At 59.3% G+C, this 22,094-nt stretch carries 20 protein-coding genes; 6 read left to right on the plus strand and 14 right to left on the minus strand.

The features are described from left to right. Window positions 1-57 precede the first annotated feature (57 nt). Both HX803_RS28500 and HX803_RS28505 read right to left on the minus strand, forming a co-directional pair. Window positions 58-1,116 (minus strand): diguanylate cyclase, encoded by a 1,059-nt coding sequence (locus tag HX803_RS28500; RefSeq protein WP_178925411.1) that lies wholly within the window; start codon window positions 1,114-1,116, stop codon window positions 58-60. A 190-nt stretch (window positions 1,117-1,306) separates the two neighbouring features. Continuing rightward, the gene (locus tag HX803_RS28505; protein ID WP_178925413.1) at window positions 1,307-1,933 is read right to left on the minus strand and encodes a TetR/AcrR family transcriptional regulator; all 627 of its coding nucleotides are present in this window, start codon (window positions 1,931-1,933) and stop codon (window positions 1,307-1,309) included. A 140-nt stretch (window positions 1,934-2,073) separates the two neighbouring features. Between HX803_RS28505 and HX803_RS28510 the strand changes: the two genes are divergently transcribed. The 3 genes from HX803_RS28510 to HX803_RS28520 all read left to right on the plus strand — a co-directional run bounded on the left by HX803_RS28510 (window position 2,074) and on the right by HX803_RS28520 (window position 5,620). Continuing rightward, window positions 2,074-3,132: an MBL fold metallo-hydrolase gene (locus HX803_RS28510; protein WP_178925415.1), complete on the plus strand. Its 1,059-nt coding sequence runs from the start codon at window positions 2,074-2,076 to the stop codon at window positions 3,130-3,132. A gap of 109 nt (window positions 3,133-3,241) precedes the next feature. After that, a complete protein-coding gene (locus tag HX803_RS28515; RefSeq protein WP_178925417.1) occupies window positions 3,242-3,976 on the plus strand; it encodes a hypothetical protein in 735 nt (244 codons plus the stop codon). A 135-nt stretch (window positions 3,977-4,111) separates the two neighbouring features. Continuing rightward, window positions 4,112-5,620 carry an amidase family protein gene (locus HX803_RS28520; RefSeq protein WP_178925436.1) on the plus strand — a complete coding sequence of 503 codons (1,509 nt, stop codon included), beginning with the start codon at window positions 4,112-4,114 and terminating at the stop codon, window positions 5,618-5,620. Between the two features lies 1 nt (window position 5,621). Here HX803_RS28520 and HX803_RS28525 read toward each other — a convergent pair whose 3' ends face one another. Then, window positions 5,622-6,422: an SDR family oxidoreductase gene (locus tag HX803_RS28525; protein ID WP_178925438.1), complete on the minus strand. Its 801-nt coding sequence runs from the start codon at window positions 6,420-6,422 to the stop codon at window positions 5,622-5,624. Window positions 6,423-6,538: 116 nt separating this feature from the next. Between HX803_RS28525 and HX803_RS28530 the strand changes: the two genes are divergently transcribed. Beyond that, the gene (locus HX803_RS28530) at window positions 6,539-7,477 is read left to right on the plus strand and encodes a GlxA family transcriptional regulator (RefSeq protein WP_178925440.1); all 939 of its coding nucleotides are present in this window, start codon (window positions 6,539-6,541) and stop codon (window positions 7,475-7,477) included. 13 nt (window positions 7,478-7,490) lie between these two features. Here HX803_RS28530 and HX803_RS28535 read toward each other — a convergent pair whose 3' ends face one another. The 7 genes from HX803_RS28535 to argH all read right to left on the minus strand — a co-directional run bounded on the left by HX803_RS28535 (window position 7,491) and on the right by argH (window position 14,463). Further along, window positions 7,491-7,868: a helix-turn-helix transcriptional regulator gene (locus HX803_RS28535; protein WP_178925442.1), complete on the minus strand. Its 378-nt coding sequence runs from the start codon at window positions 7,866-7,868 to the stop codon at window positions 7,491-7,493. A gap of 93 nt (window positions 7,869-7,961) precedes the next feature. After that, entirely contained in the window at window positions 7,962-8,906 is a 945-nt protein-coding gene (locus tag HX803_RS28540; protein WP_178925444.1) for a hypothetical protein, read from the minus strand. A 156-nt stretch (window positions 8,907-9,062) separates the two neighbouring features. Beyond that, a complete protein-coding gene (locus HX803_RS28545; RefSeq protein WP_178925447.1) occupies window positions 9,063-10,238 on the minus strand; it encodes an MFS transporter in 1,176 nt (391 codons plus the stop codon). 165 nt (window positions 10,239-10,403) lie between these two features. Then, the gene (locus tag HX803_RS28550; protein WP_176997973.1) at window positions 10,404-11,225 is read right to left on the minus strand and encodes an ABC transporter substrate-binding protein; all 822 of its coding nucleotides are present in this window, start codon (window positions 11,223-11,225) and stop codon (window positions 10,404-10,406) included. 25 nt (window positions 11,226-11,250) lie between these two features. Next, a complete protein-coding gene (locus HX803_RS28555) occupies window positions 11,251-12,015 on the minus strand; it encodes an amino acid ABC transporter ATP-binding protein (protein ID WP_016974699.1) in 765 nt (254 codons plus the stop codon). 24 nt (window positions 12,016-12,039) lie between these two features. Continuing rightward, the gene (locus tag HX803_RS28560; RefSeq protein WP_016974698.1) at window positions 12,040-12,918 is read right to left on the minus strand and encodes an amino acid ABC transporter permease; all 879 of its coding nucleotides are present in this window, start codon (window positions 12,916-12,918) and stop codon (window positions 12,040-12,042) included. Window positions 12,919-13,035: 117 nt separating this feature from the next. After that, complete coding sequence (argH, locus tag HX803_RS28565) at window positions 13,036-14,463, minus strand: argininosuccinate lyase (RefSeq protein ID WP_178925449.1); 1,428 nt, start codon at window positions 14,461-14,463, stop codon at window positions 13,036-13,038. A gap of 228 nt (window positions 14,464-14,691) precedes the next feature. Here argH and HX803_RS28570 point away from each other — a divergent pair, with 228 nt between their 5' ends. Next, window positions 14,692-15,651 (plus strand): LysR family transcriptional regulator, encoded by a 960-nt coding sequence (locus HX803_RS28570; protein ID WP_178925451.1) that lies wholly within the window; start codon window positions 14,692-14,694, stop codon window positions 15,649-15,651. A gap of 210 nt (window positions 15,652-15,861) precedes the next feature. On the opposite strand, the gene HX803_RS28575 is transcribed toward HX803_RS28570, so the two are convergent. The 4 genes from HX803_RS28575 to HX803_RS28590 form a co-directional block, all read right to left on the minus strand. Further along, window positions 15,862-16,506, minus strand: coding sequence for an HAD-IB family hydrolase (locus tag HX803_RS28575; protein WP_176997970.1), 645 nt, complete (start codon window positions 16,504-16,506; stop codon window positions 15,862-15,864). Window positions 16,507-16,577: 71 nt separating this feature from the next. Continuing rightward, entirely contained in the window at window positions 16,578-17,291 is a 714-nt protein-coding gene (locus tag HX803_RS28580; RefSeq protein ID WP_178925461.1) for an HNH endonuclease, read from the minus strand. A 165-nt stretch (window positions 17,292-17,456) separates the two neighbouring features. Then, window positions 17,457-18,707 (minus strand): ribonucleotide-diphosphate reductase subunit beta, encoded by a 1,251-nt coding sequence (locus HX803_RS28585; RefSeq protein ID WP_178925463.1) that lies wholly within the window; start codon window positions 18,705-18,707, stop codon window positions 17,457-17,459. Between the two features lie 557 nt (window positions 18,708-19,264). After that, window positions 19,265-19,534 carry a DUF2790 domain-containing protein gene (locus HX803_RS28590; RefSeq protein WP_178925465.1) on the minus strand — a complete coding sequence of 90 codons (270 nt, stop codon included), beginning with the start codon at window positions 19,532-19,534 and terminating at the stop codon, window positions 19,265-19,267. Between the two features lie 396 nt (window positions 19,535-19,930). Here HX803_RS28590 and acs point away from each other — a divergent pair, with 396 nt between their 5' ends. Next, window positions 19,931-21,886: an acetate--CoA ligase gene (gene acs / locus HX803_RS28595; protein WP_176997966.1), complete on the plus strand. Its 1,956-nt coding sequence runs from the start codon at window positions 19,931-19,933 to the stop codon at window positions 21,884-21,886. Window positions 21,887-22,094: the final 208 nt, after the last annotated feature.

Raw genomic sequence — 22,094 nt, forward strand, 5'->3', positions numbered from 1 at the left:
TTATGCTATCGCCGTGGGTGCCAGTCGGAAAATTCAGACGAGGTGTTGTAGGACGACTCAGGCGGAAGTTACGACCGCGTAGTCGCTGATATTCACCCGGTTGCGGCCGGTGTCCTTGGCGGCGTACAGCGCGCGGTCTGCGGCGTTGAGCCACATGGCCGCGTCGCTGAAGAAGGGCTGGAAGTCCGCCAGGCCGATGCTCAGGCTTACCCGCAGCTCGGGGATCTGCGGGTTGCGATAGTTGCCGAATGTTTCGCGCATGTGTTCCATCACTCGTGCGGCTTCTTCCAGGGGCATTTGCGGAAGAATCACGCAGAACTCATCACCCCCGTAGCGCCCGGCCAAGTCGTTCTCACGCAGGTGCAGGCGTAACTCCTGGCTCAATTGGCGCAACACCGCATCGCCGACGATATGCCCGTGGGTGTCGTTGATCTGCTTGAAGTGGTCGATATCGATCAGGGCGATGGTGGCCTGGCCTTGTTGCTGCTGGCACTTGTGGAACTTGAGGTTCAGCAGGTCTTTCCAGGAACCGTGGTTGAGCAGGCCGGTGAGGCTGTCGATGCGGCTCAGGGCACTGAGGGCGCGCTTGTGTTCCGACAGCTTGATTGCCAACTGATAGCAGACCATGCCGATCGCCATCGGGTAGAGCGTCAGCATGGGCAAGCAGGTGTAGACCTGGGTCAGGCTGACATTGGGGTTGAACTTGAACCCGAACAGCGCGCAGGCCACGGCCATCCCCGCGCCCTGGGCCAGCAGCCCACGCAGGAACAGACGCTTGCCGCCGGCTGCAACGTTGTTCATGGTCATCATCGACAGAATGGTCACGGCCGTCAGCGGCGTGAACTGTGTGGCGGCGGTCCAGAAACCGCCGAACAACGAGTCATAGAGCAGGTTGCGTTGCTCGGCCTGGTAGGGAAATTCCGAGCGGGCGGCAATCTGGTACGCCACGTGGGCCCAGATGTAGCCATTGAACAGCAGGAACGCCCATACCCAGCCTGGCATCGCCAGGGGGTACAGCGCGCCGATGACACTGATGCAGCCGATACCCAGGCCGATGATCCTTGGCTTGTAGATACGCCTGGCAAATGAAAGCCCTTTGCCTCGTCTGTTTTCCATAGTGTTCCGGGTCAGCTCTTTTTTGCAGGTACGACAACGTGCGTCAGCGGGTAGAACCGTTGATCGGATAATAGGTGTGAATATTGTCAGTTATTCGCGAGGGAATAATCAGTGTCCTTCCAGGCCATTTGCGCTGCGCGATGGGCGAATACGCAAAAAACGACCTGGAATGTCGTTCCTGCAACAGGATTTACAGTGGGGAGGGCGTGCGCACTTCGTAGCCGGCCAGGAACAGGTCGATCGCCGACTCAATCACGCTGGCCTGGCCGGCGGCGTCGAGGGGCGGCTGGCCCAGGGTGATCTGTGGCCAGAACGCGAACGCCTTGAGCAGGCTTTGAATCTGGTGGGCGGCGAAGGCCGGGTCGGTGCAGGTAAGGCGACCATCTTCCTGCGCAGCCCGCACCCATTGGGTAAAGCCTTCCTCGCGCTTGCTCAGGCGGGTGACCATGTCTTGCGCACGTTCGGGTGAATGGATGGTGGCGGCAATCGCGACCCGGGCCAGGTCGAGGAAGTTGGCGTCCGCCATCATCTGCATCTTCGCTTGCAGCAAACCGCGCAATTGGTCGCGCAGGGAGCGGTCGCTGGTATAGCTGACGTCCAGCTGGGCGACGCTGCTGGCCCAGAGCTGGTGGAGGATTTCGGCGAACAGCTCTTCCTTGCTGGGGAAGTGGTTGTAGACCGTGCGCTTGGAAACGCCGGCCGTTGCGGCGATCTTGTCCATGCTGGTGACCTCGAACCCGTTCGCCCGAAACTCGGCGATGGCAGCGGCCACGATGGCTTCGCGTTTGCGGTCGGTGAGGCGTTGGGGGGCAGTCATGGATAACATTCGGCTCTGAGAGGAAATTACACTCGGTAGTTTACTTGCTCCGGCTTTTGTTGCAATCTAGAAACTACACTGTGCAGTGTAACTCATGCGCACAGCGTAATTTGTGAGCGGACCCCAGGAGTCACTCTGCAATGGCCACGATTTCAACCCGTCTCGACCCTTCGCCCGTCGCGCTCAAACCCGCCGAGCAGGACCAAGGGCATTTCACCAACAATGCCCCCGTGCAGCATGGCGGCTTTGGCAAGACGTTGCGCATTTTCTGGAACATGTTGTTCAACAAGCCGCGCACCACCCGGCCTGTGGGCAATATTCCGGTCCAACCCCTGACGCGCGAGCAACTGCTGGCGGCCCCGGACCACAGTGTGTTTCGCCTTGGGCATTCCACGGTGCTACTGAAAATGCGCGGTAAGTTCTGGGTGACCGACCCGGTGTTTGCCGAACGTGCCTCGCCCTTCAGTTGGGCCGGCCCCAAGCGTTTCCACCAGCCGCCCATCAGCCTCGAAGAGTTGCCAGCCCTGGAAGCGGTGATCCTTTCCCACAACCACTACGACCATCTTGACCGTAACGCCGTGATTCAACTGGCCGACAAGACCCGTTACTTCCTGGCGCCCCTGGGCGTGGGCGACACCCTCGTCAAATGGGGCGTCGACGCCAGCAAGGTCCGCCAGCTGGATTGGTGGCAGGGCACCGAGGTCGACGGTATTCGTTTCATTGCCACACCGGCCCAGCATTTTTCCGGGCGTGGCCTGTTCGACGGCAACCAGACCCTGTGGTGCTCCTGGGTGATGATCGACGCTGCGCGGCGCATCTTCTTCAGTGGCGATACCGGTTATTTCGACGGTTTCAAACGTATCGGCGAGCAGTACGGGCCGTTTGATCTGACGCTGATGGAAACAGGTGCTTACAACGTCGACTGGCCCCATGTGCACATGCAGCCGGAGCAGACCCTGCAAGCGCACATCGACCTCAAGGGCCGTTGGCTGCTGCCGATTCACAACGGCACGTTCGACCTGGCGTTTCATGCCTGGCATGAACCCTTCGACCGCATCATGGCGCTGGCGTGGGAGCGCAACGTGTCGATCACTACACCGGCAATGGGTCAGGCGTTCAGCTTGAATCAACCTGAGCGCGGGCGGGCGTGGTGGCTGGAAGTGGACGCGCAAGGGGCTGAGGCACCTCTGGCAGGCTAAGCGCGTTTACGCAGGAAAAAAGGAGTTTTCAAGGTGTTGCAGACCTGCGACAGGTGCCGGAAGACGGTGCGATGATCCCCGGACGTTCAATGTCCGGGGGCTGGTTCTGATGAATGAAGAATGTAAGAAATATTGGCGAGTGGGTATGGCTTGTCCGCCGGGGCTACCCCTGTCATCGCCAGTGGAATCCTCGTTAACGACTCCAGAGGCGCTCGGCGCTTCAGGTGAAAGTGCCTGCCCACCCCGCATCGCATTTGGTACGCAGCCCAAGGGCGGCGTGCTCATTCCCGGATATGACGCGCCCGCGCTTCCCCTCAAGCCTCCCCGTGACCCATCGTTATCACTGATCGCCCTGAGTGGCGTTGACCCATCCGGGCCGGTGATGGTGGAAGTGCCTCTAGTGCAGAACAACACGACCTTTACGGCCTCACAGGCCCTGGCAGGCAGGCGCTTGGGATTCGCCGACCGGTGGGTACGTGGTCATGAATATGAGCAGATCCAACACACTGCCGCCTTCCTGAAAGCGCTGGGCGTTTTGCGTCGCGCTGGGGCGCAACTGGTGGCCGTGCCTGCTCAGCGGCCCGACGAAACCTTGCGCGTTAACCAGCAGACTTACAACGAAATCGATGCCCATGTGAGCGAATATCGCTTGGACGCACTTGTGTCCGATAGCCATAACGCGGCGTTTCATACGGCCTGTTGGAACGGCTATCCGCGTGTTGGCGAACCCTTGGGTGAGGGGGAGATGTTGTGGTTCTACGGTACGCGCTGGTCCGCGGATGCGTTGATGGCGGTGATGCAGGCTTATCGCAGGGCTTGTTGTCTGTCAGAAGGTCGGGGATAGCGCACACACTGCAGTGAACAATCCCACTCAGTGGACTATTCGCGTCTTGCAGCCGGAAAGGAGAAGGCTTTTTAGACTGGCACCCGGACCCACAGGGGCCCTTCGTTGTTTCTTACCCTTCCCAAAAGGTGCTTCATGTTTGGAATTAGTCCTGTCGTTGTCGGTGCATTTGTTCACGTCGCTGCTCGTTCAAAAAGCCCCCTTACTTTTCCGGCGCCTCCCAAACCCGTGCCACCTGGAACCGAGTACGCCAGCGTAAGTGAGTTACGCGAGCAAATGAGCAAGCCAGGCGCAATGACTTCGGTTGATCTGGTCTACCACCTGCAGGAACGCATTCGTCAGCAAAACCCTGAGTTGAATGCCGTCATTGAGCTCAACCCCCATGCGCTGGAAGATGCGCGCAAGTTGGACCGTGAGCGTGCTGAGGGCAAGGTTCGCGGGCCTTTGCACGGCATCCCCGTCTTGATCAAGGACAACGTCGAGACAGAAAACATGCAAACCAGCGCGGGGGCTTTTGGCCTGGTAGGTGAAGCAGCCGGAAAGAATGCACCGCTCGTCCAGTACCTGCTTGACCAGGGCGCGGTGATCATCGGTAAAACCAACCTGACTGAGCTGGCCGGGTTTCGCGGTGGTGCCGATGGCTGGAGCAGTCGTGGGGGGCAAACCCTTAACCCGCACCACCGGGATGCCGATGTTGGCGGGTCCAGTTCCGGATCGGCCGCGGCCGTTGCCGCCGGCCTGGCGCCCATTGCGCTAGGGACCGAGACCAACGGCTCGATCATCGTGCCAGCGGCGCTCAATGGCGTGGTGGGGCTCAAGCCCAGCGTCGGCTTGCTGGACCGCAACGGCATTATCCCCGCCAGCCATCATCAGGACGTACCGGGCCCCATGGCGCGTTCGGTGTTCGATGTCGCGTTGATGCTCAACGCAATGTCAGGTCGTGACCCCAAGGATCCTGCCAGCGTTGGCGCCCCCGAAGGCATCGACTACACAAAAGCGCTCGTCCCGGGGGCCTTGATCGGCAAACGCATTGGTTATCCCGCCAACTTTATTGTGGAGGGTAAACGGGTACCGGTGGCTAACAGTGCACAGTTCACCCAGACCCTCAAGGTCCTAAAGGACGCAGGTGCAATCCTTATACCTGTGAATGTGCGAATAGCCGACGCCTCCGGGTACGAGGATTTGCTGCTCTCGGATGTGAAAGAAGAGATGAATACGTATTTGAGGCAGCGCTCCGGTTTACCCGTCAAGTCGCTGACTGAACTGATCAAGTTCAACGACGAACGCGACGGGACAGAAAACGATCACCAGCCGACGCTGCGGCAGATTGATGGCTCGACCCTTACGCCTGAAGAGCGTGCTGAGAAATGGAGCGTATTGATCAAGGATTTTCGCGATACGGTGGATCAGCCGATCGAACAGGAAAAACTGGATGCCATGGTGGCCGATTTCGAAACCGGCACTTACTTTGGCGTAGCCGCAGCAGGGTACCCGGGCATTACAGTGCCTTCCGGCACCGATGAGGACGGACTGCCGACCAGCGCGTACTTCTTCGGTACCCGCTGGTCTGAGCCTGCATTGCTGGCCGTGGCCCATGGCTATGAGCAGGCTGCCAAGACTGCCTCCAAGCCAGGGCTCATATAGGTCAGATGTTTTCGAGCCCATAGCGTAGGGCCGGCCTTTGATGGGAAAGGTTCGGTCCCAGGGCCAGACGTGTGGATTCATAGGCGTCCCAGTCCTGGGTGTTTGGCAGCGAAGGAATGGTGACTTTCTCGCCCAGGGCCAGGCCGGCAAGAGCAGCGTCTACCAGGTTCTCGGCGGTCATGATCATGGCTTCGGGCAGGTTGCTGATCGGTAACCCGGCAACGTCCCAGAACTCGGTCGCCGTTGCGCCCGGCAGTACCACCTGAACGGTCACGCCCTTGTCACTCAGTTCATGGTCCAGGGATTCGCTGAATGCTTGCACGAACGCCTTGGAGCCGCTGTATACGCCATTGAGCAGCTTTGGCGCGACCGCAACAATGGAGCCGATGTTGATCAGGGTGCCGCGCCCCTGAGCCACGAAGTTGGCGGCGGCAGCCTTGGCCAAGCGTGTCAGAGCCAGGACGTTAAGCAGGATCATGGCGTCCATTTTGTCGGCATCCGACGCCAGCAGTGGAGCGGTAGCGCCGACCCCGGCATTGTTCACCAGCAGGCTGATGCGGCTGTCGTCCTGCAGGATCTGTTCGATCCGGGCGAGGTCGGCAGGCAGGTTCAGGTCGGCTGCGACTACCTGTATTTCTCGTTGGGTCTGCGCCGCCAAACGTTGCGCGAGCTGTTCCAGCCGCTGCCTGTTGCGCGCCACCAGAATAAGGTCGTAACCCTGACGGGCCAGACGGTCGGCATAGATAGCACCAATGCCGGATGAAGCGCCGGTGATCAGCGCAAAACCTTTGGATTGACTCATTGCAGTTGCTCCAGGATGACCGAGGAAGGAATTGGTCTTGTCTGGCTCAAGATTATGGGTGTAATGTTGTGGCCGCAATGTCGTATATCCCTCCTTTAAAGACATGGGGTTTGGCCATGGTGTCCGTCGGTATTCTGTTGTTTCCCGGGTTCCAGATGCTCAGCTTGAGCACCAGCACCGTGTTTGAATTTGCCAACCTGGAACTGGAGCGCCCGTTCTATCGCGTGGACCTGGTGTCGGAGTTCGGTGGGCCGGTCAAGAGCTCCATGGGCTTTGCCATTGACACCGTGCCCTTTGGGCAGCACCGCTATGACACGCTGTTGGTGGTGGGGGATAACGAAGTGCTGCAAGCGTCTGCAGGCATGCTCACCTACCTGCAGCACGCCATGCTGACCTCACGTCGCGTGACATCGGCCTGCACCGGCTCTTTCCACCTGGCGGCGGCCGGTTTGCTGGACGGGCGCAAGGCAACCACCCACTGGTACCACGCTCGCGCATTTCGCCAGGCGTATCCCAATGTGAAGCTGGAAGAAGACCGGATCTTCACCGTCGACGGCCCGCTCTGGACCTCCGCTGGCTTGACCGCCTGCCTCGACCTTGCACTGGCCCTGGTCGAACATGATTTGGGTGTTGAAGTGGCGCGTGCGGTGGCCCGCAAACTGGTGATTTACCATCGCCGTGCGGGTGGCCAGTCGCAGTTCTCGGCGTTGCTGGAGATCGACCCAAAGTCCGACCGCGTGCAAAGCGCCCTGGTTTACGCACGGCAACACCTGCAGGAGGACTTGTCGGTCGACCGCCTGGCCGAAGTCGCCCATTTGAGCCCACGTCAGTTCAGCCGCCTGTTTCACGCCGAAACCGGCCAGACCCCGGCCAAGGCAATCGAACGCCTGCGGATTGAAGCGGCGCGCCTGATGCTCGAATCCGGTGACCATCCCATCGACATCATCGCCCGTGACACCGGCTTCGGTGACCCGGAGCGCATGCGCCGTGCCTTCCTGCGTGCCTTCGGCCAACCGCCGCAGATGATGCGCCGGGCGTTGCAACTGCAGGCCTGAGAATGAAGCCCGGTTACGCGCCATTCGGTTGAGGGTTCTGGGGATCAAAAGCGGCTGTTGAGCCCATCAGTCGCGAAATGATGCCTTGGGCGGCAGGCTCGGTTGGCGCGCTGTCGAACTGGCGTGCACTCATTCCCCACCCCGGCGCAAACCCAGGAAAGAACACCAACCCTTCAGCCTCCAGGCGAAACGCCATGGCCAGGCGGGTGTCATCGTCCACATCACCCTGGCCTTCGAACTGTTGAACGGCACTCACCGGCACGTCGGCCTGGCGGGCCAGGTCTTCACGGCTCCAACCCAGCATCGCGCGGGCCTGCACACTGTGCTTGGCGGTGAATTGGTGCAGGACAATCTGTTGTTCTACGAAAGAGCTCATTGCCAGAGAGGACATGGGGATTCTCCAGGAGTGGACGGGGAGGACAGACTATACTGTGTTTTTGTACAGTTGTTTTGACCGCTCATCAACTGGATTCTTAAAACCCCACTATTCCAGCCCTGGCGCCTCCCGGATGATCAGATGATCCAGGTTCTCGATATTGGCGCTGAACACACCAAACGTCTGCTCGGGGTTTTTCTTGCTGGGCACTTGCTTGAGCTCAGGTGTCACGCCGTAGAAAAAGCAGTAAAGGGCGCGCTCGCTGTCCACTGCTGCCTTGATCTGTTCCAGGAAGGCCGTGCGCTTGCGGTAGTTCTCGATGAGTTTTTTGCTCAGGTAGACATTCACCGAATAGGGCTTCTTGTCGAGCCATACCTTTTTTTCGAAGTCGATGCGAAAGCTGCTGGTGTAGTCCTTGATCGCCTTGATCTTGCCCCAGTAGATCAGCCCCTTGTTGTCTTGCAGGTATTCGATCTTCTTGAAAAACGTCCAGTAGGTGGCGGTGTGGTCGCCGATCTTCAACGGCATGGACTTGAGCTTGTCCTTGTCGTCGATGTTCGACACGTAGCATTCCACCGGGTGGGCGAACACGCTGGTCCTGTCAGGCGTATCACTGGCGTTGTGAGAGGTGGCGACGCGGTTTGAGGGGGCTTTCGTCGGCTCCTGTGGGGCGCTGCCCTCGGTGCCGGTCAGCGGTGCCTTGCGTTCGTACTGACGCCGGGTGAGCACGAATTCCGACGGGAAATTGTCCTCGCGTTCGTCATCCCCTTCACCCGTCGCCGTCTTGTGGCTGCTGGCGTAGCGGCAACCGTCGATATGCCGGGTATTGACCTTGTTCTTGAAGTGGGGTGTGCGCTGGTAATTGACGTTCTTGGCGTTGAATGTGCTCAAGGCATTGCCGGTGTCGAACGCCGCGCGGCATTCGTCGTTGGGGCACAGGAAGCGGTCCTTGTCGGAATCGAAAGCGGCGGTTTCGTCGAAATTCAGGTCTCGTACGTCATAGATCGACAGCTTGTCGTCGAGAGTCAGGCTGTAGGCCGTGTCGAATTTCATGGGGCTCGGGTCCGGGAGATGAATAGCCGGATACTACGCAAATTTTCGCGACCCTGGAGATCAAAAATGTGGGAGCGGGCTTGCTCGCGAAAGCGGAGTGTCAGGCGAAAAGTTGTGTACTGATGCGCCGCTTTCGCGAGCAAGCCCGCTCCCACATTAGACTTGAGGTGTGGCTGCTACACGCCGCCCGCTCAAGAAACACAACGTTCCACCCACTGCTGTGAGCCCGCTTAGCGCATAGAACATCGCCGTCGGCGCCGCATGGATCAACAGATACCCGCAAATCACCGGGCTCAGCGCCCCGCCAAACGCCGCCAGGTTCTGCGCGCCGTAATAACTGCCGCGCAGCGACTCGGGGGCGAGGGTGTCGATGAACAGGAATTCCGAAGGGAAGATGATCATCTCGCCCAGGGTGAACACGAACATCGCCACACACCACGACAGCAGGCTGTCGGCCTGGCTGAAGCCGATCAGCCCGGCGATGAACAGCGCCGTGCCCAGCAGGATCCAGTAACGCAACTGCTCACGCTTGAGAAAGCGGCCGATCTGGTATTGCAGCAGCATCACCGTGATGGCGTTGCAGGCGAGGATGGCGGACAAGATTTTCAGTGCATCGTCCGGGTTGTGAATCACCAGCAGGAACTGCGACAGGTACAGGGTGTAGCGGCCGTACACGATGGTGCTCAACAGGCTGCCACTGGTGAACAGGACCAGGCTGCGGTCGTTGCGCAGGGTTTTGAGGGTGGTCAGAAAACTCAAGGGTTTGGTGCTTTCATCACGCTGAGTCGGCGGAATGCCGATCATCAGGAACACGCTGACAAACGCGATGGCGCTGGACAGCATGAACGGCAGCAGCGGCATCTGCCCGGCAATCACCACGCCGACCATGGGGCCGGTGGCGTAACCGATGTTGGTGAGGGTGTAGCGCAGGGAAAACACCTTGGCGCGTTGGTCGACCGGCAGGTTCTCGCTGATGATCGCCTTGGAACCGATCAGGAACAGGGCAGACGCCGACTCGGTGATGACGAGGGTCAAGGTGGTGAGGTAGAGGTTGCTGGCAAAGGTCAGTAACAGAAAACCGATGGAGCTGGACAGCATCGCCAGGATCAGCAGCTTGCGCTTTTCCATGCGGTCGATGACGTAACCGCCATACAGGCCCATCAAGGTGGCGGTGAATACCGCGATGCCCATCAGCAAACCGATGTCTTGCTGGTTGAGGCCCAGGCGGTTGCTCAGCAGCAGGGTCATCAGCGGGCTGGTCATGGCCCGGCTGATCACGATGGTCAGCGAGCAGATCATCAGGCGGCGGATTACCAGGGAGTAGGTGGCCACGGTGGAGGCGAGCGTCCTTGTTATTTCTCAATACAACCCAAATCAGGAGTGAACACAGATCAACTGTGGGAGCTGGCTTGCCTGCGATAGCGGTGGATCAGGCAATGAATATGCAAGCTGACCTGCCGCCATCGCAGGCAAGCCCGCTCCCACATTTAGATCAGGTTATTGGCCGGAATTGATGGTGATTTTTTCTACCGCACCTTGCTCCAGATCCCACTTCTTCAGGATCTTGCCGTAGGTGCCGTCATCGATCATGCCCTGCAACGCCTCGCTGATCGCCGTGACCAGCTCAGTGTTGCTCTTCTCGATCCCAAGCCCAGTGAACTGCTTGGAAAGCGCCAGGCCCACCGGCTTGTATTTACCCTTGTCCAACGACATCAGGTACGGAATGGTTTCGCTGCCCTGCATCGCCGCGTCAAGGCGGTTCTGCTGCAACTGTGCCCGTGCGTCCGCCGAGCCTTCGGTGCCGATCACCACGATTGCCGGCTTACCGGCGGCTTCGCAGTTTTCCTTGCTCCACGCGGCAATTTCCGACGGCCAGGTGGTGCGACGGCTGGTGCCGACTTTTTTACCGCACAGGTCAGTCAATTCCTTGAGGTCTTCACGCTTGGCCAGGGTGTAGAGCTGCGGGCCGCTGGTGAAATAGTCGATGAAGGTCACCGCCTTTTGGCGCTCGGCGGTGTCGCTCATGCCCGACAACACGATGTCCACGCGCTTGGTGGTCAGGCCGCTGAGCATCTGCTCGAAGCCGGTTTCCTGCCACTTGATCTTCACGCCCAGGCGCTCGGCCAGGGCGTTGCCCAGGTCGAAGTCCAGGCCGGTGAGTTGGTTGGTGGCGGTGTCCTTGAAATCCATCGGCGGGTAGTTCGGCACGATGGCCGCGCTGATCTCACCCTTGTCCTTGATTGCCGCCGGCAATGCCGCGAAAACAGCGGAGGAGGCCATCAGGCCTGCGAGCAACGTTGGGATAAACAATTTTTTCATGGGGGCGTTCTCGTTTGTTTTTTAGTTAAGTGCGAACGGCAGAAATAAAGCTTTGGGTACGCGGGTTTTGTGGGCTTATTAGAATTTCTTCGGGGCTGCCGGCTTCCACAATCTGGCCGGCATCCATGAACACCATGCGGTTGGACACTTCGCGGGCAAAGCCCAATTCATGGGTGACCACAATCATGGTCATGCCCGTGGTAGCCAAATCACGCATCACCGACAGCACTTCGCCCACAAGCTCCGGGTCGAGGGCTGACGTGGGTTCGTCAAACAGCATCAACTTGGGGCGCATCGCCAATGCACGGGCAATCGCTACACGTTGTTGCTGGCCGCCCGACAGCTCGACCGGGTAGGCGTTGCGCTTGTCCGCCAGGCCGACCCGGGCCAGCAATTCCAGCGCATCTTCGGTGGCTTCCTTGGGCGAGCGCTTGAGCACTTGGCACGGACCTTCGATGATGTTTTGCAGGACGGTCATGTGCGGGAACAAATTGAAGCGCTGGAACACCATGCCGGTGGCCAGGCGCTGACGGGCAATCTGCGATTCGTTCATCTCATGCAGCTTGTTGCCGACGACGCGGTAACCCACCAGTTCGCCGTCGACCCATAGGCCGCCCTTGTCGATCTTTTCCAACTGGTTGACGCAGCGCAGCAGGGTGCTTTTACCGGAACCTGACGGGCCGATGATGCACATCACTTCGCCTTGCTCGACCTCAATATTGATGTCGCGCAGCGCGTGATACTGGTCGTAATACTTGTTCAGGTTGACGGCCTTGACGATGCTTCTCATGGGGCAAATCTCCTCAACCCAGGCTTACGAACGCTTGCCGGCGCCGCGGGCAAAACGACGCTCGAGGCGGCTTTGACCAAATGAAAGAACAGTCACCACCGCCAGGTACCAGATGCCGGCCACGATCAGCAGCTCCATGACCCGTGCGTTGGCGTAGTAGATGTTTTGTGCGTTGTGCAGCAGCTCCGAGTACTGGATCACGCTGGCCAGGCTGGTCATTTTCACCATGCTGATGAACTCGTTGCCTACAGGCGGAATGATCACGCGCATCGCCTGGGGCAGAATCACCCGACGCAGCGCCTGCAGGCTCGGCATGCCGATGGACTTGGCGGCTTCGTATTGGCCGGTGTCCACCGACAGCAAACCGGCGCGCACCACCTCGGCGGTGTAGGCGCCCTGGTTGATGCTCAGGCCGAGCAGGGCGGCCACGAACGGCGTCATCAGGTCGACGGTGTCGATGCTGAACAGGCCGGGAATTGCGATCACCGGGAAGATCAACGCCAGGTTGAACCACAGCAGCAGTTGCAGGATCAGCGGCGTGCCGCGAAACAGCCAGGTGTAGGTGATGGCCACATAGCGCAGGATCGGGTTGGCCGACATGCGCATGATCGCTGTGATCACCCCGATCACCACGCCCAGCGCCATGGCCAGGATCGACATGACGATGGTGTTCACCAGGCCCCACAGGATGGCCTCAGACGTGAGGAACTGCCCGATGTAGGACCATTCGATCTGGCCGTTGGCGAATGCGCGCAACAGCGCGGCCAATACGATCACGATCAACGTGGCGAAAAACATCCGCCCGTAATAGCGACGCGGCACGTGCTCGTACTGCGTGATATCGAACTGGTTCTCGGACAACTTGCGCTCGGCTTCCAAGCGCTCTGCCGGGGTTTGGTTCATGGTGATTCTCCAAAAAGCGATTACCGCTGTACTCGGTGTAACGGTTGAAACCCGATCCAATGTGGGAGCTGGCTTGCCTGCGAAAGCGCCCGACCAGCCACCTCAGCATCTACAGGCTTAAATGCGAAATCCCTGATAACTCTCTGTCCATTTCTGCTGTTCGGCCAATGCCATTTTCAACCGCTCAATCTGCTCCCGAACCCGCTCCGGCGCCGTCCCACCCCACCCACTGCGCGCCGCAATCGCCGCTTCCAGGGTCAGGCAATCCCGCACCTCGGGCGTCAGCCGCGCATCCACCTCCGCCAGCATCGCCGGCGAGGCTTCCCACAATTCAATTTCATGCTTCTCACAGGCCTGCACCAAGGCGCCGGTAATCTCATGCGCCTCCTTGAACGGCACACCACGGGTCGCCAACCAGTCCGCCACCTCAGTCGCCAAGGTAAAGCCCATCGGCGCCTGACGACGCAACTCTTCCACCTGCACCTTCATGGTCGCCACCATCCCGGCCATCGCCGGCAGTACCAGCAGCAGGGTGTCCACACTGTCGAGCACGCTGTGCTTGTCTTCACTCAAATCGCGGTTGTAGGAGAGTGGCAACGACTTGAGCGTCGACATCAACCCGGTCAGGTTGCCAATCAACCGCCCAGCCTTGCCCCGCGCCAGTTCGGCAATGTCCGGATTCTTTTTCTGCGGCATGATCGAGCTGCCCGTAGCGTAGGCATCGTCCAACACCACCCAACGAAACTGGCGCGACGACCACAGGCAAAACTCTTCAGACAAGCGTGAAATATTCACCCCGAGCATGCCCGCCACAAACAAAAACTCCGCCACATGGTCACGGCTAGCGACTGCGTCGATAGAGTTTTCGCACGGGCCGGTGTAGCCCATTTCCTTAGCCGAGTGTTCCGGCTGGCGCGCGATCGCCGACCCAGCCATCGCCGCCGCACCCAACGGTGACAACGCCGTACGCGCATCCCAATCCACCAGGCGCTGCACATCTCGCAACATCGACTGGGCATGGGCCAGCAAGTGGTGGGCGAACACAATCGGCTGCGCCTGCTGCAGGTGAGTGAAGCCCGGGCAGATGCTCTCGATATGCTGCTCAGCTTGCTCCACCAACGCCTGCTGCAAACCCAACACCTCGGTGGTGATGGTGCGCGCATGGTCACGCAGGAAAAGGCGCAGATCATTGGCGGTCTGGTCGTTGCGCGAACGCCCGGCACGCAGCTTGCCGCCCAGGGCGCCAAGGCGTTCGGTCAATACGCGTTCGATGAAGGTGTGCACGTCCTCGTCATCCAGCGTCGGATGCAGGTTGCCTGCGGCGAAGTCGTTGCCGATACCGTCCAAGGCCTCCAGTGTGCGCAGGGTCTCCGACTCATCCAGCAAACCGGCGCGCTGCAGCTCACGGGCATGGGCGCGGGAGCCGGCCAGGTCGTAGGGCGTCAGGCGGAAATAGCGCTCAGGGCAACGCGACAGCGCGGCCAGTGCAGCAGACGGGCCGGTCTTGAAACGAGCGCCCCAAAGGCGGTCGGTGGGCTGGGACATGGGTGTTCCTCACGCTTGTTTTTAGAAGAGTCGGAGGCAGTCAAAACGTAAAAAGTCCTGATCGTAGTGTCAGGTTTTGCCGGGCGTTAAATCAGCCTCTGTGTGCTGTTCAACCCGCTATATTCAAGGTTGCCAAGGGCCGATGTTTACGGCCATTATCGCCGCCTGGCTATGTTCAAGGATTGGGTTAAAGCCTGTTGAATATGGCACTTGAGGTCAACGCGTATTATGGAAACCCCACTTTCCACTTCTGGAAACATACCGCCCAAACCCGGCACACGCCCGCCCCTGCAACTGAGCGGGCTGGACTTCAAATTGCTGCGCGTGTTCATGGCCGTGGTCGAAGCCGGCGGCTTCAGCGCCGCGCAAAACGAGCTGAACGTGGGCCTGGCGGCCATCAGCAAACAGATCTCCGACCTGGAAATCCGCATCGGCATGCGCCTGTGCACACGGGGCCGGGAAGGTTTTGGGCTGACCGAAGAAGGCAAGCTGGTGTATCAGGCGTCCATCGAGTTGTTCACCTCGGTAGACAGTTTTCGCGACAAGCTTAGTTCGGCGCAAAACGAGCTTATTGGCGACCTTAGTGTGGGCGTTATTGATAACACCGTGTCCGACATTAACTCCCCGCTCATTGCGGCGCTGGGGAAATTACATAGCGAATCGCCGAAAATTAGATTGCGCCTACATGCCTCTCAGTTAGACGAAGTTGAGCGTGGCGTAGTGGAAGGGCGCTTGATTGTCGGCATCGTGCCCGTGTACCAGCGTCGTGAAGAATTCGACTATTTTCCGCTGTACGAGGAAAAAGCCCACGCCTACTGCGCCGTAGGCCATCCGCTGTTCAATGCCAGTGAAATCACACCGGACGTGCTGCGCCACTACGAAGTGGTCAACCATCGTTACGCGATCCATCGCGACAAGGCCAACTTTGTCACTTACGACAGCCAGTCCGCCTCGGCGTCGCAAGTGGAAGCCGTCGCCATCCTGGTCCTCACCGGCCGCTTCCTCGGTTTCCTGCCCGAGCACTACGCAACCCCGTTGGTCAGGGAAGGGCGCCTACGCGTACTGTGCCCGGAGCAAGTGCATTTGAGCACAGTCTTCAACCTGATCCTGCGCCACAACGCCCCGCGCAGCCCGATGGTAAAAGCCTTCGCCTCAGCGCTGGGGGTTGACCTCAAGGCCGCCACATAAACACCGCCGAACACCGGTCAACAGGCTGACAAAGCCCAAATGTGGGAGTTGTCGAGCCCCAGCGAGGCTGCGAAGGGATCGCCTCGGTCCACCTGCTGAAACCATGCCTCTGCATCAACCCCGACACCGATCAAAAGGTGGGAGCTCTCGAGCCCCAGCGAGGCTGCGATGGGATCGCCTCGGTCCACCTGCCAACCCCACCCACCCGCATCACCCCTGCAACCGGGCCCGTTTCTTCTTCGAATGAAAATGCCGAAAGTGCGCATCCTGCGCCGCCGCCAGCAACTCCCGATCCCCACGCGTATCGCCCCAGGCCCTCAGTCGATACTCGCCCAAATCCCCATACACCGCCTCAAGCCGCAGCACCTTGTTCTCACACCGGCAATTATTCCCGGTGAGCTTGCCGGTCAACACCCCGTCTACCACCTCAAGCTCAGTGCCAATCAACTTGATCCCCAGCCGATCCGCAAACGGCTGCAACACCAACGCCGGCGAGGCCGAACACAGCGTCACCACCGCCCCGGACTTCACCTCATCGGCCACCGACTGCAAGCCCGTCGGCCGCATCAACCGCGGCCACGTCTTCTGGCAGTACGCCTGCGCCTTCTGCTGAACCCACGCCTTCTCCACCCCCGTCATGAAGGTGCGGATCAACTGCGCCTTCAACTCATCCCGGCTGATCTGCCGCACCAAAAAACGCAGCCCCGGCACCGCCAGCTTGAGCATCCGGCCATAGAACTCACCGGGGCCGAAGGCGAATTTGAGGAAGGGCACAAAACTGTCGTGGTGGGTCAGGGTGCCGTCGAAGTCAAAGACGGAGAGTACTTTGGCGTCAGCGGGGCCGGCTTCGAGCATGTCTGGGTTCACGGGTTGGCCTCGGTCCTATCTAATCAATGGGGTGATGCATCAGCTGTGACAGCAAGAGTTTACTCGCGTATCAATCTTCCGATTTTCGAGTAAAGCCCAGCGGTGAACGCCTCCCGATCGCTCGACCGGTGACAACGCTGATGGCAATTGGGGCACAAGGCTACAGCATTGGTGATGCGATCCGAACCCTTCTGGGCGAGGTGCTTGACGTGATGTACTTCAAGAAATGGCTGGCCATCGACCTCAAACGGCGCGTTGGTGTTGCAGCCTTCGCAAATGCCCTTGGCTTCTTTTAGCACCCAGGCGCGCACCTTCGGGTCGCGAACGAAGGAGGTGGTCACGGTGGCGACCTTCTGCGGCTGCACGATGCCGTCAGGTACTTTATGGAAGGTTTGCTTCTGTAGCTTGGACGCGCGGCGGATGAGCGTTTGCTCATCGGCGGTTTGGGCGGTGTCATCCGATTCAAAAATACCCTGGGCATTGAGCGCCTGTCGGATGCGCAGCTCAACGCCTGTGCCCACGTTCTTCGCAGGCTTGTAGCCTACGATGCGCTCCAACCCCATCCGGTCGAGCACGGTGGAAATATTTTGCATGCGAAACTCAATAGAACCTTTCGCCCGACCCGCCACAGGACCTTCGCGTAGCAGTCGGTTTTCATGGGCTTTATTGAAAGGCTGGTTGTTCTGCTCCCACGCCAGCATCTTCAAGTAGGCCGCTACCGCCGCTGCTAGCTCAGCGTCGCTCCAATCCGTTTTGTCTTTCGTAATATCCATACAGCCGCCGAGGGTAGAAAACCCTCGGACGATACTGAGTGGCCATTATGGCGTCTACGAAATTTCCTACTGCGAATGAGTGGCTGTCCTACATCTTCAATTTTTACCATAAAAAAACCCCGGGAGTATTCCCAGGGCTTTTTAGTGTTTCAGAGCATGGAGGTATTAGTCCCAGCTCAACGCCCCGCCAGTCTGGTACTCGATCACGCGGGTCTCGAAGAAGTTCTTCTCTTTCTTCAAGTCCATGATCTCGCTCATCCAAGGGAACGGGTTGGTCGTCCCTGGGTACTCTTCCTTCAAGCCAATCTGCGACAAACGACGGTTGGCGATGAACTTGAGGTAATCCTCCATCATCGCCGCGTTCATGCCCAGCACCCCACGAGGCATGGTGTCACGCGCATATTCAATCTCCAGCTGAGTCCCCTGCAGGATCATCTGGGTCGCTTCTTCCTTCATCTCGGCATCCCACAGGTGTGGGTTTTCGATTTTGATCTGGTTGATCACATCGATACCGAAGTTCAGGTGCATCGACTCATCGCGCAGGATGTACTGGAACTGTTCCGCCACGCCGGTCATTTTGTTGCGGCGGCCCATGGAGAGGATCTGGGTGAAGCCGCAGTAGAAGAAGATGCCTTCCAGGACGCAGTAGTAGGCGACGAGGTTGCGCAGCAGTTCTTTGTCGGTGTCGACGGTGCCGGTTTCGAACTTCGGATCGGAGATCGAGCGGGTGTACTTCAGGCCCCAGGCTGCCTTTTTGGCGACCGATGGAATCTCGTGGTACATGTTGAAGATCTCGCCTTCATCCATGGCCAGGGATTCGATGCAGTACTGGTAGGCGTGGGTGTGGATCGCTTCTTCGAAGGCCTGGCGCAGGATGTACTGGCGGCACTCCGGGTTGGTGATCAGGCGGTACACGGCCAGCACCAGGTTGTTGGCAACCAGGGAGTCGGCGGTGGAGAAGAAGCCGAGGTTGCGCATGACGATGCGACGTTCGTCGTCGGTCAGGCCTTCGGGGTTTTTCCACAGGGCGATGTCGGCGGTCATGTTGACCTCTTGCGGCATCCAGTGGTTGGCGCAGCCGTCGAGGTACTTTTGCCAGGCCCAGTCGTACTTGAAGGGTACGAGTTGGTTGAGGTCGGCGCGGCAGTTGATCATGCGCTTTTCGTCGACGGCGACGCGGGCGGAGGCGCCTTCGAGTTCGGCGAGGCCTTCGGCGACATCGAGGCTGTCGAGGGCGGCCTTGGCGCGCTTGATGGCGGCGGAGTCACTGGCGGTGACGGCGCGGGCTTCGATGGCGGCGGCGGCGCCGGCACCGTCGAGGCGGTCCATGTTGGCTTCGGTGGCGTGGCCGGCGTTGGCGCCTTTGGTGGCTACTTCGCCTTCTTCTTCTTTGTCGAATTCGTCCCAGCTCAGCATGACGTGTCGTCTCCTGCGTGAGGGCTCAAAGGTGCCCGTGTGAAACCGGATGGTTGGGTGTTCACACGGCCCTGAGGCCGCGGTGGATCTTAAGGAATCGTTTGTTGCAACAGCTCGCGCAGGCAAATAAACGGAATTGGGTTACGGGTTCTGCGTGAGGCTTGAGGTGCGGAGCGCTAGGTGCATGCTCCTGCGGAGGCCTCAGGTCTGGCTCTTCATCCCAGTGTAAAGGGATATTGCAGGCCCGATTTACCCGCGCATTATAGGGAAAAAATCGGGTTTGTGTTGCGGCGGATGGTCTCGGATCACAGACAAAAAGCCTGCTATTTGAGCCAGAGTGAGGGTTTACAGGGGTTTGGTGGGGTGACAGGCGGTGGAGGTATTTTGTTGAGGCTGGAGGAGGGGGTGTAGCTGATTGTATCGGTGTGGCGGCTACCGCCATCGCAGGCAAGCCAGCTCCCACATTGGGATAGGGGAATTCAGGGGAAGGTTCTTGGCCGCAAGAACGATTTCTTGCGGCGGCCAAGATCCGGGTTTACAGCAAACTTGAGAAGTTGTTATCCGTTAGAGCAACCATTGCCCATGACTTGGTATTTAAGAATATGTCGTTGGCCTTGCGAGTCTTCATATTCCATTTGTACCGGTACAACTTCGCAGACTTCTGGAACAGTGCTCATGGACACTACTTTGGCAACGTCCAGGTGGGTGCTGTAAGTGTAGTCTTCAACAATCGGGGTATTGCGGCCAGCTACGTCAGTCGCGGCCTCGTCGGCCAGGGCGGCGGTGGCGCACAAGCTGCTGAGGGCCATAACTACTAAAGCTTTCATTTCTCTATTTACCTTATTGAGGTCGAAGTGGGTCACGGGGCCCTTGTGAGGCCACGTGTGTAACTTGGGATTGGAAAGTTTGGATTAACGATGCCTTCGTGGGGGCTGTTGCGTTGTTAATCACAGTGTCGCGTTGACGGAATGAATTTTAGGCTCCCGGGTTATATTCATATACCCGTGCTTTTGATAAACACTATTGGCGGTTTTTGTAACAATCCCGTGGTAAAGCTTTTTTCATCAAGGCGCAAAGCGCCACGGGCTGCGGGCCAGAGCCGTGAACGCACATAGCAGGGCAAAATGTAGGGGCTTGTTACTACCATCGTCGAATGGTTCTATGGGGCAGCCCCGGCTACAACGGGGCATACAAAAACAACTATTGTCACCGAGGTAAGAAAGATGAGTGCGGCTTCCCTGTACCCCGTTCGCCCCGAAGTAGCAGCCAACACGCTGACCGACGAGGCGACCTACAAGGCCATGTACCAGCAGTCGGTGGTCAACCCCGACGGTTTCTGGCGCGAGCAAGCCAAGCGCCTTGACTGGGTCAAGCCTTTCACCGCGGTGAAGCAGACCTCTTTCGACGATCACCATGTCGATATCAAATGGTTTGCCGATGGCACCCTGAACGTTTCCTACAACTGCCTGGACCGTCACCTCGCCGAGCGCGGCGATCAGGCAGCCATCATTTGGGAGGGCGACGACCCTTCCGAAAGCCGCACCATCACCTACCGCGAATTGCATGAAGAAGTCTGCAAGTTCGCCAACGCCCTGCGCGGCCAGGATGTGCACCGCGGCGACGTGGTGACTATCTATATGCCGATGATCCCCGAAGCCGTGGTCGCCATGCTGGCGTGTACCCGCATCGGTGCGATCCACTCCGTGGTGTTTGGTGGCTTCTCGCCGGAAGCCCTGGCTGGTCGCATCATCGACTGTCGGTCGAAGGTGGTGATCACGGCCGACGAAGGCATTCGCGCCGGTAAGAAGATTCCGCTGAAGGCCAACGTCGACGACGCCCTGACCAACCCGGAAACCAACAGCATCCAGAAAGTCATCGTGTGCAAGCGCACCAATGGCAACATCAAGTGGAACCAGCACCGCGACATCTGGTACGAAGACCTGATGAAAGTGGCGGGCACCGTGTGCGCGCCTAAAGAGATGGGCGCCGAAGAAGCGCTGTTCATCCTGTACACCTCCGGCTCCACGGGCAAGCCGAAGGGCGTGCAGCACACCACCGGCGGCTACCTGCTCTACGCAGCCCTGACCCATGAGCGCGTGTTCGACTACCGCCCGGGCGAAATCTACTGGTGCACCGCCGACGTCGGCTGGGTCACCGGCCACACCTATATCGTCTACGGCCCGCTGGCCAACGGCGCGACCACCTTGCTGTTCGAAGGCGTGCCGAACTACCCGGACATCACTCGGGTGGCGAAGATCGTCGACAAGCACAAGGTCAACATCCTCTACACCGCGCCGACCGCCATCCGCGCGATGATGGCTTCCGGCACCGCTGCCGTGGAAGGCGCCGATGGCAGCAGCCTGCGCCTGCTGGGGTCGGTGGGTGAGCCGATCAACCCGGAAGCCTGGGACTGGTACTACAAGAATGTCGGCCAATCCCGTTGCCCGATCGTCGATACCTGGTGGCAGACCGAAACCGGCGGCAACATGATGAGCCCGCTGCCAGGCGCCCATGCGCTCAAGCCGGGGTCGGCGGCACGGCCGTTCTTCGGCGTGGTGCCGGCGCTGGTGGATAACCTGGGCAACCTGATCGAAGGGGCGGCCGAGGGTAACCTGGTGATCCTCGATTCATGGCCGGGCCAGGCGCGTACGCTGTACGGCGACCATGACCGCTTTGTTGATACTTACTTCAAGACCTTCCGTGGCATGTACTTCACCGGTGACGGTGCGCGTCGTGACGAGGACGGTTACTACTGGATCACCGGGCGTGTGGACGACGTGTTGAACGTGTCCGGCCACCGCATGGGCACCGCCGAGATTGAAAGCGCCATGGTCGCCCACCCGAAAGTCGCCGAGGCGGCGGTGGTCGGTGTGCCCCATGACATCAAAGGGCAGGGCATCTATGTGTATGTCACCCTCAAGAACGGTGAAGAGCCGAACGAAGCGCTGCGCCTGGAGCTGAAAAACTGGGTGCGCAAGGAGATCGGGCCGATTGCCTCGCCGGATGTGATCCAGTGGGCACCGGGCTTGCCGAAGACGCGTTCGGGGAAAATCATGCGCCGTATCTTGCGCAAGATCGCCACGGCGGAATATGACGGGTTGGGCGATATCTCCACCCTGGCCGATCCAGGCGTGGTGGCGCATTTGATTGAAACGCACAAGACCATGAACGTCGCGTAAAGCGAGGCTGGTCAGATAAAGCCCCATTCGGTGTAGGCCGGATGGGGCTTTTTTGTGAGGCGCAGTTCAATACCACTGAAGAAACCGGTTCACTGTGGGAGCTGGCTTGCCTGCGATGAGGGTGTATCAGGCATAGGTGGGCTAACTGACAGATTGCCATCGCAGGCAAGCCAGCTCCCACAGTTGGCGTGCATCTCAAATCAAGGTC

It is taken from the genome of Pseudomonas sp. P7548 (assembly GCF_013386585.1).
In the GTDB taxonomy this organism is placed as follows: domain Bacteria; phylum Pseudomonadota; class Gammaproteobacteria; order Pseudomonadales; family Pseudomonadaceae; genus Aquipseudomonas.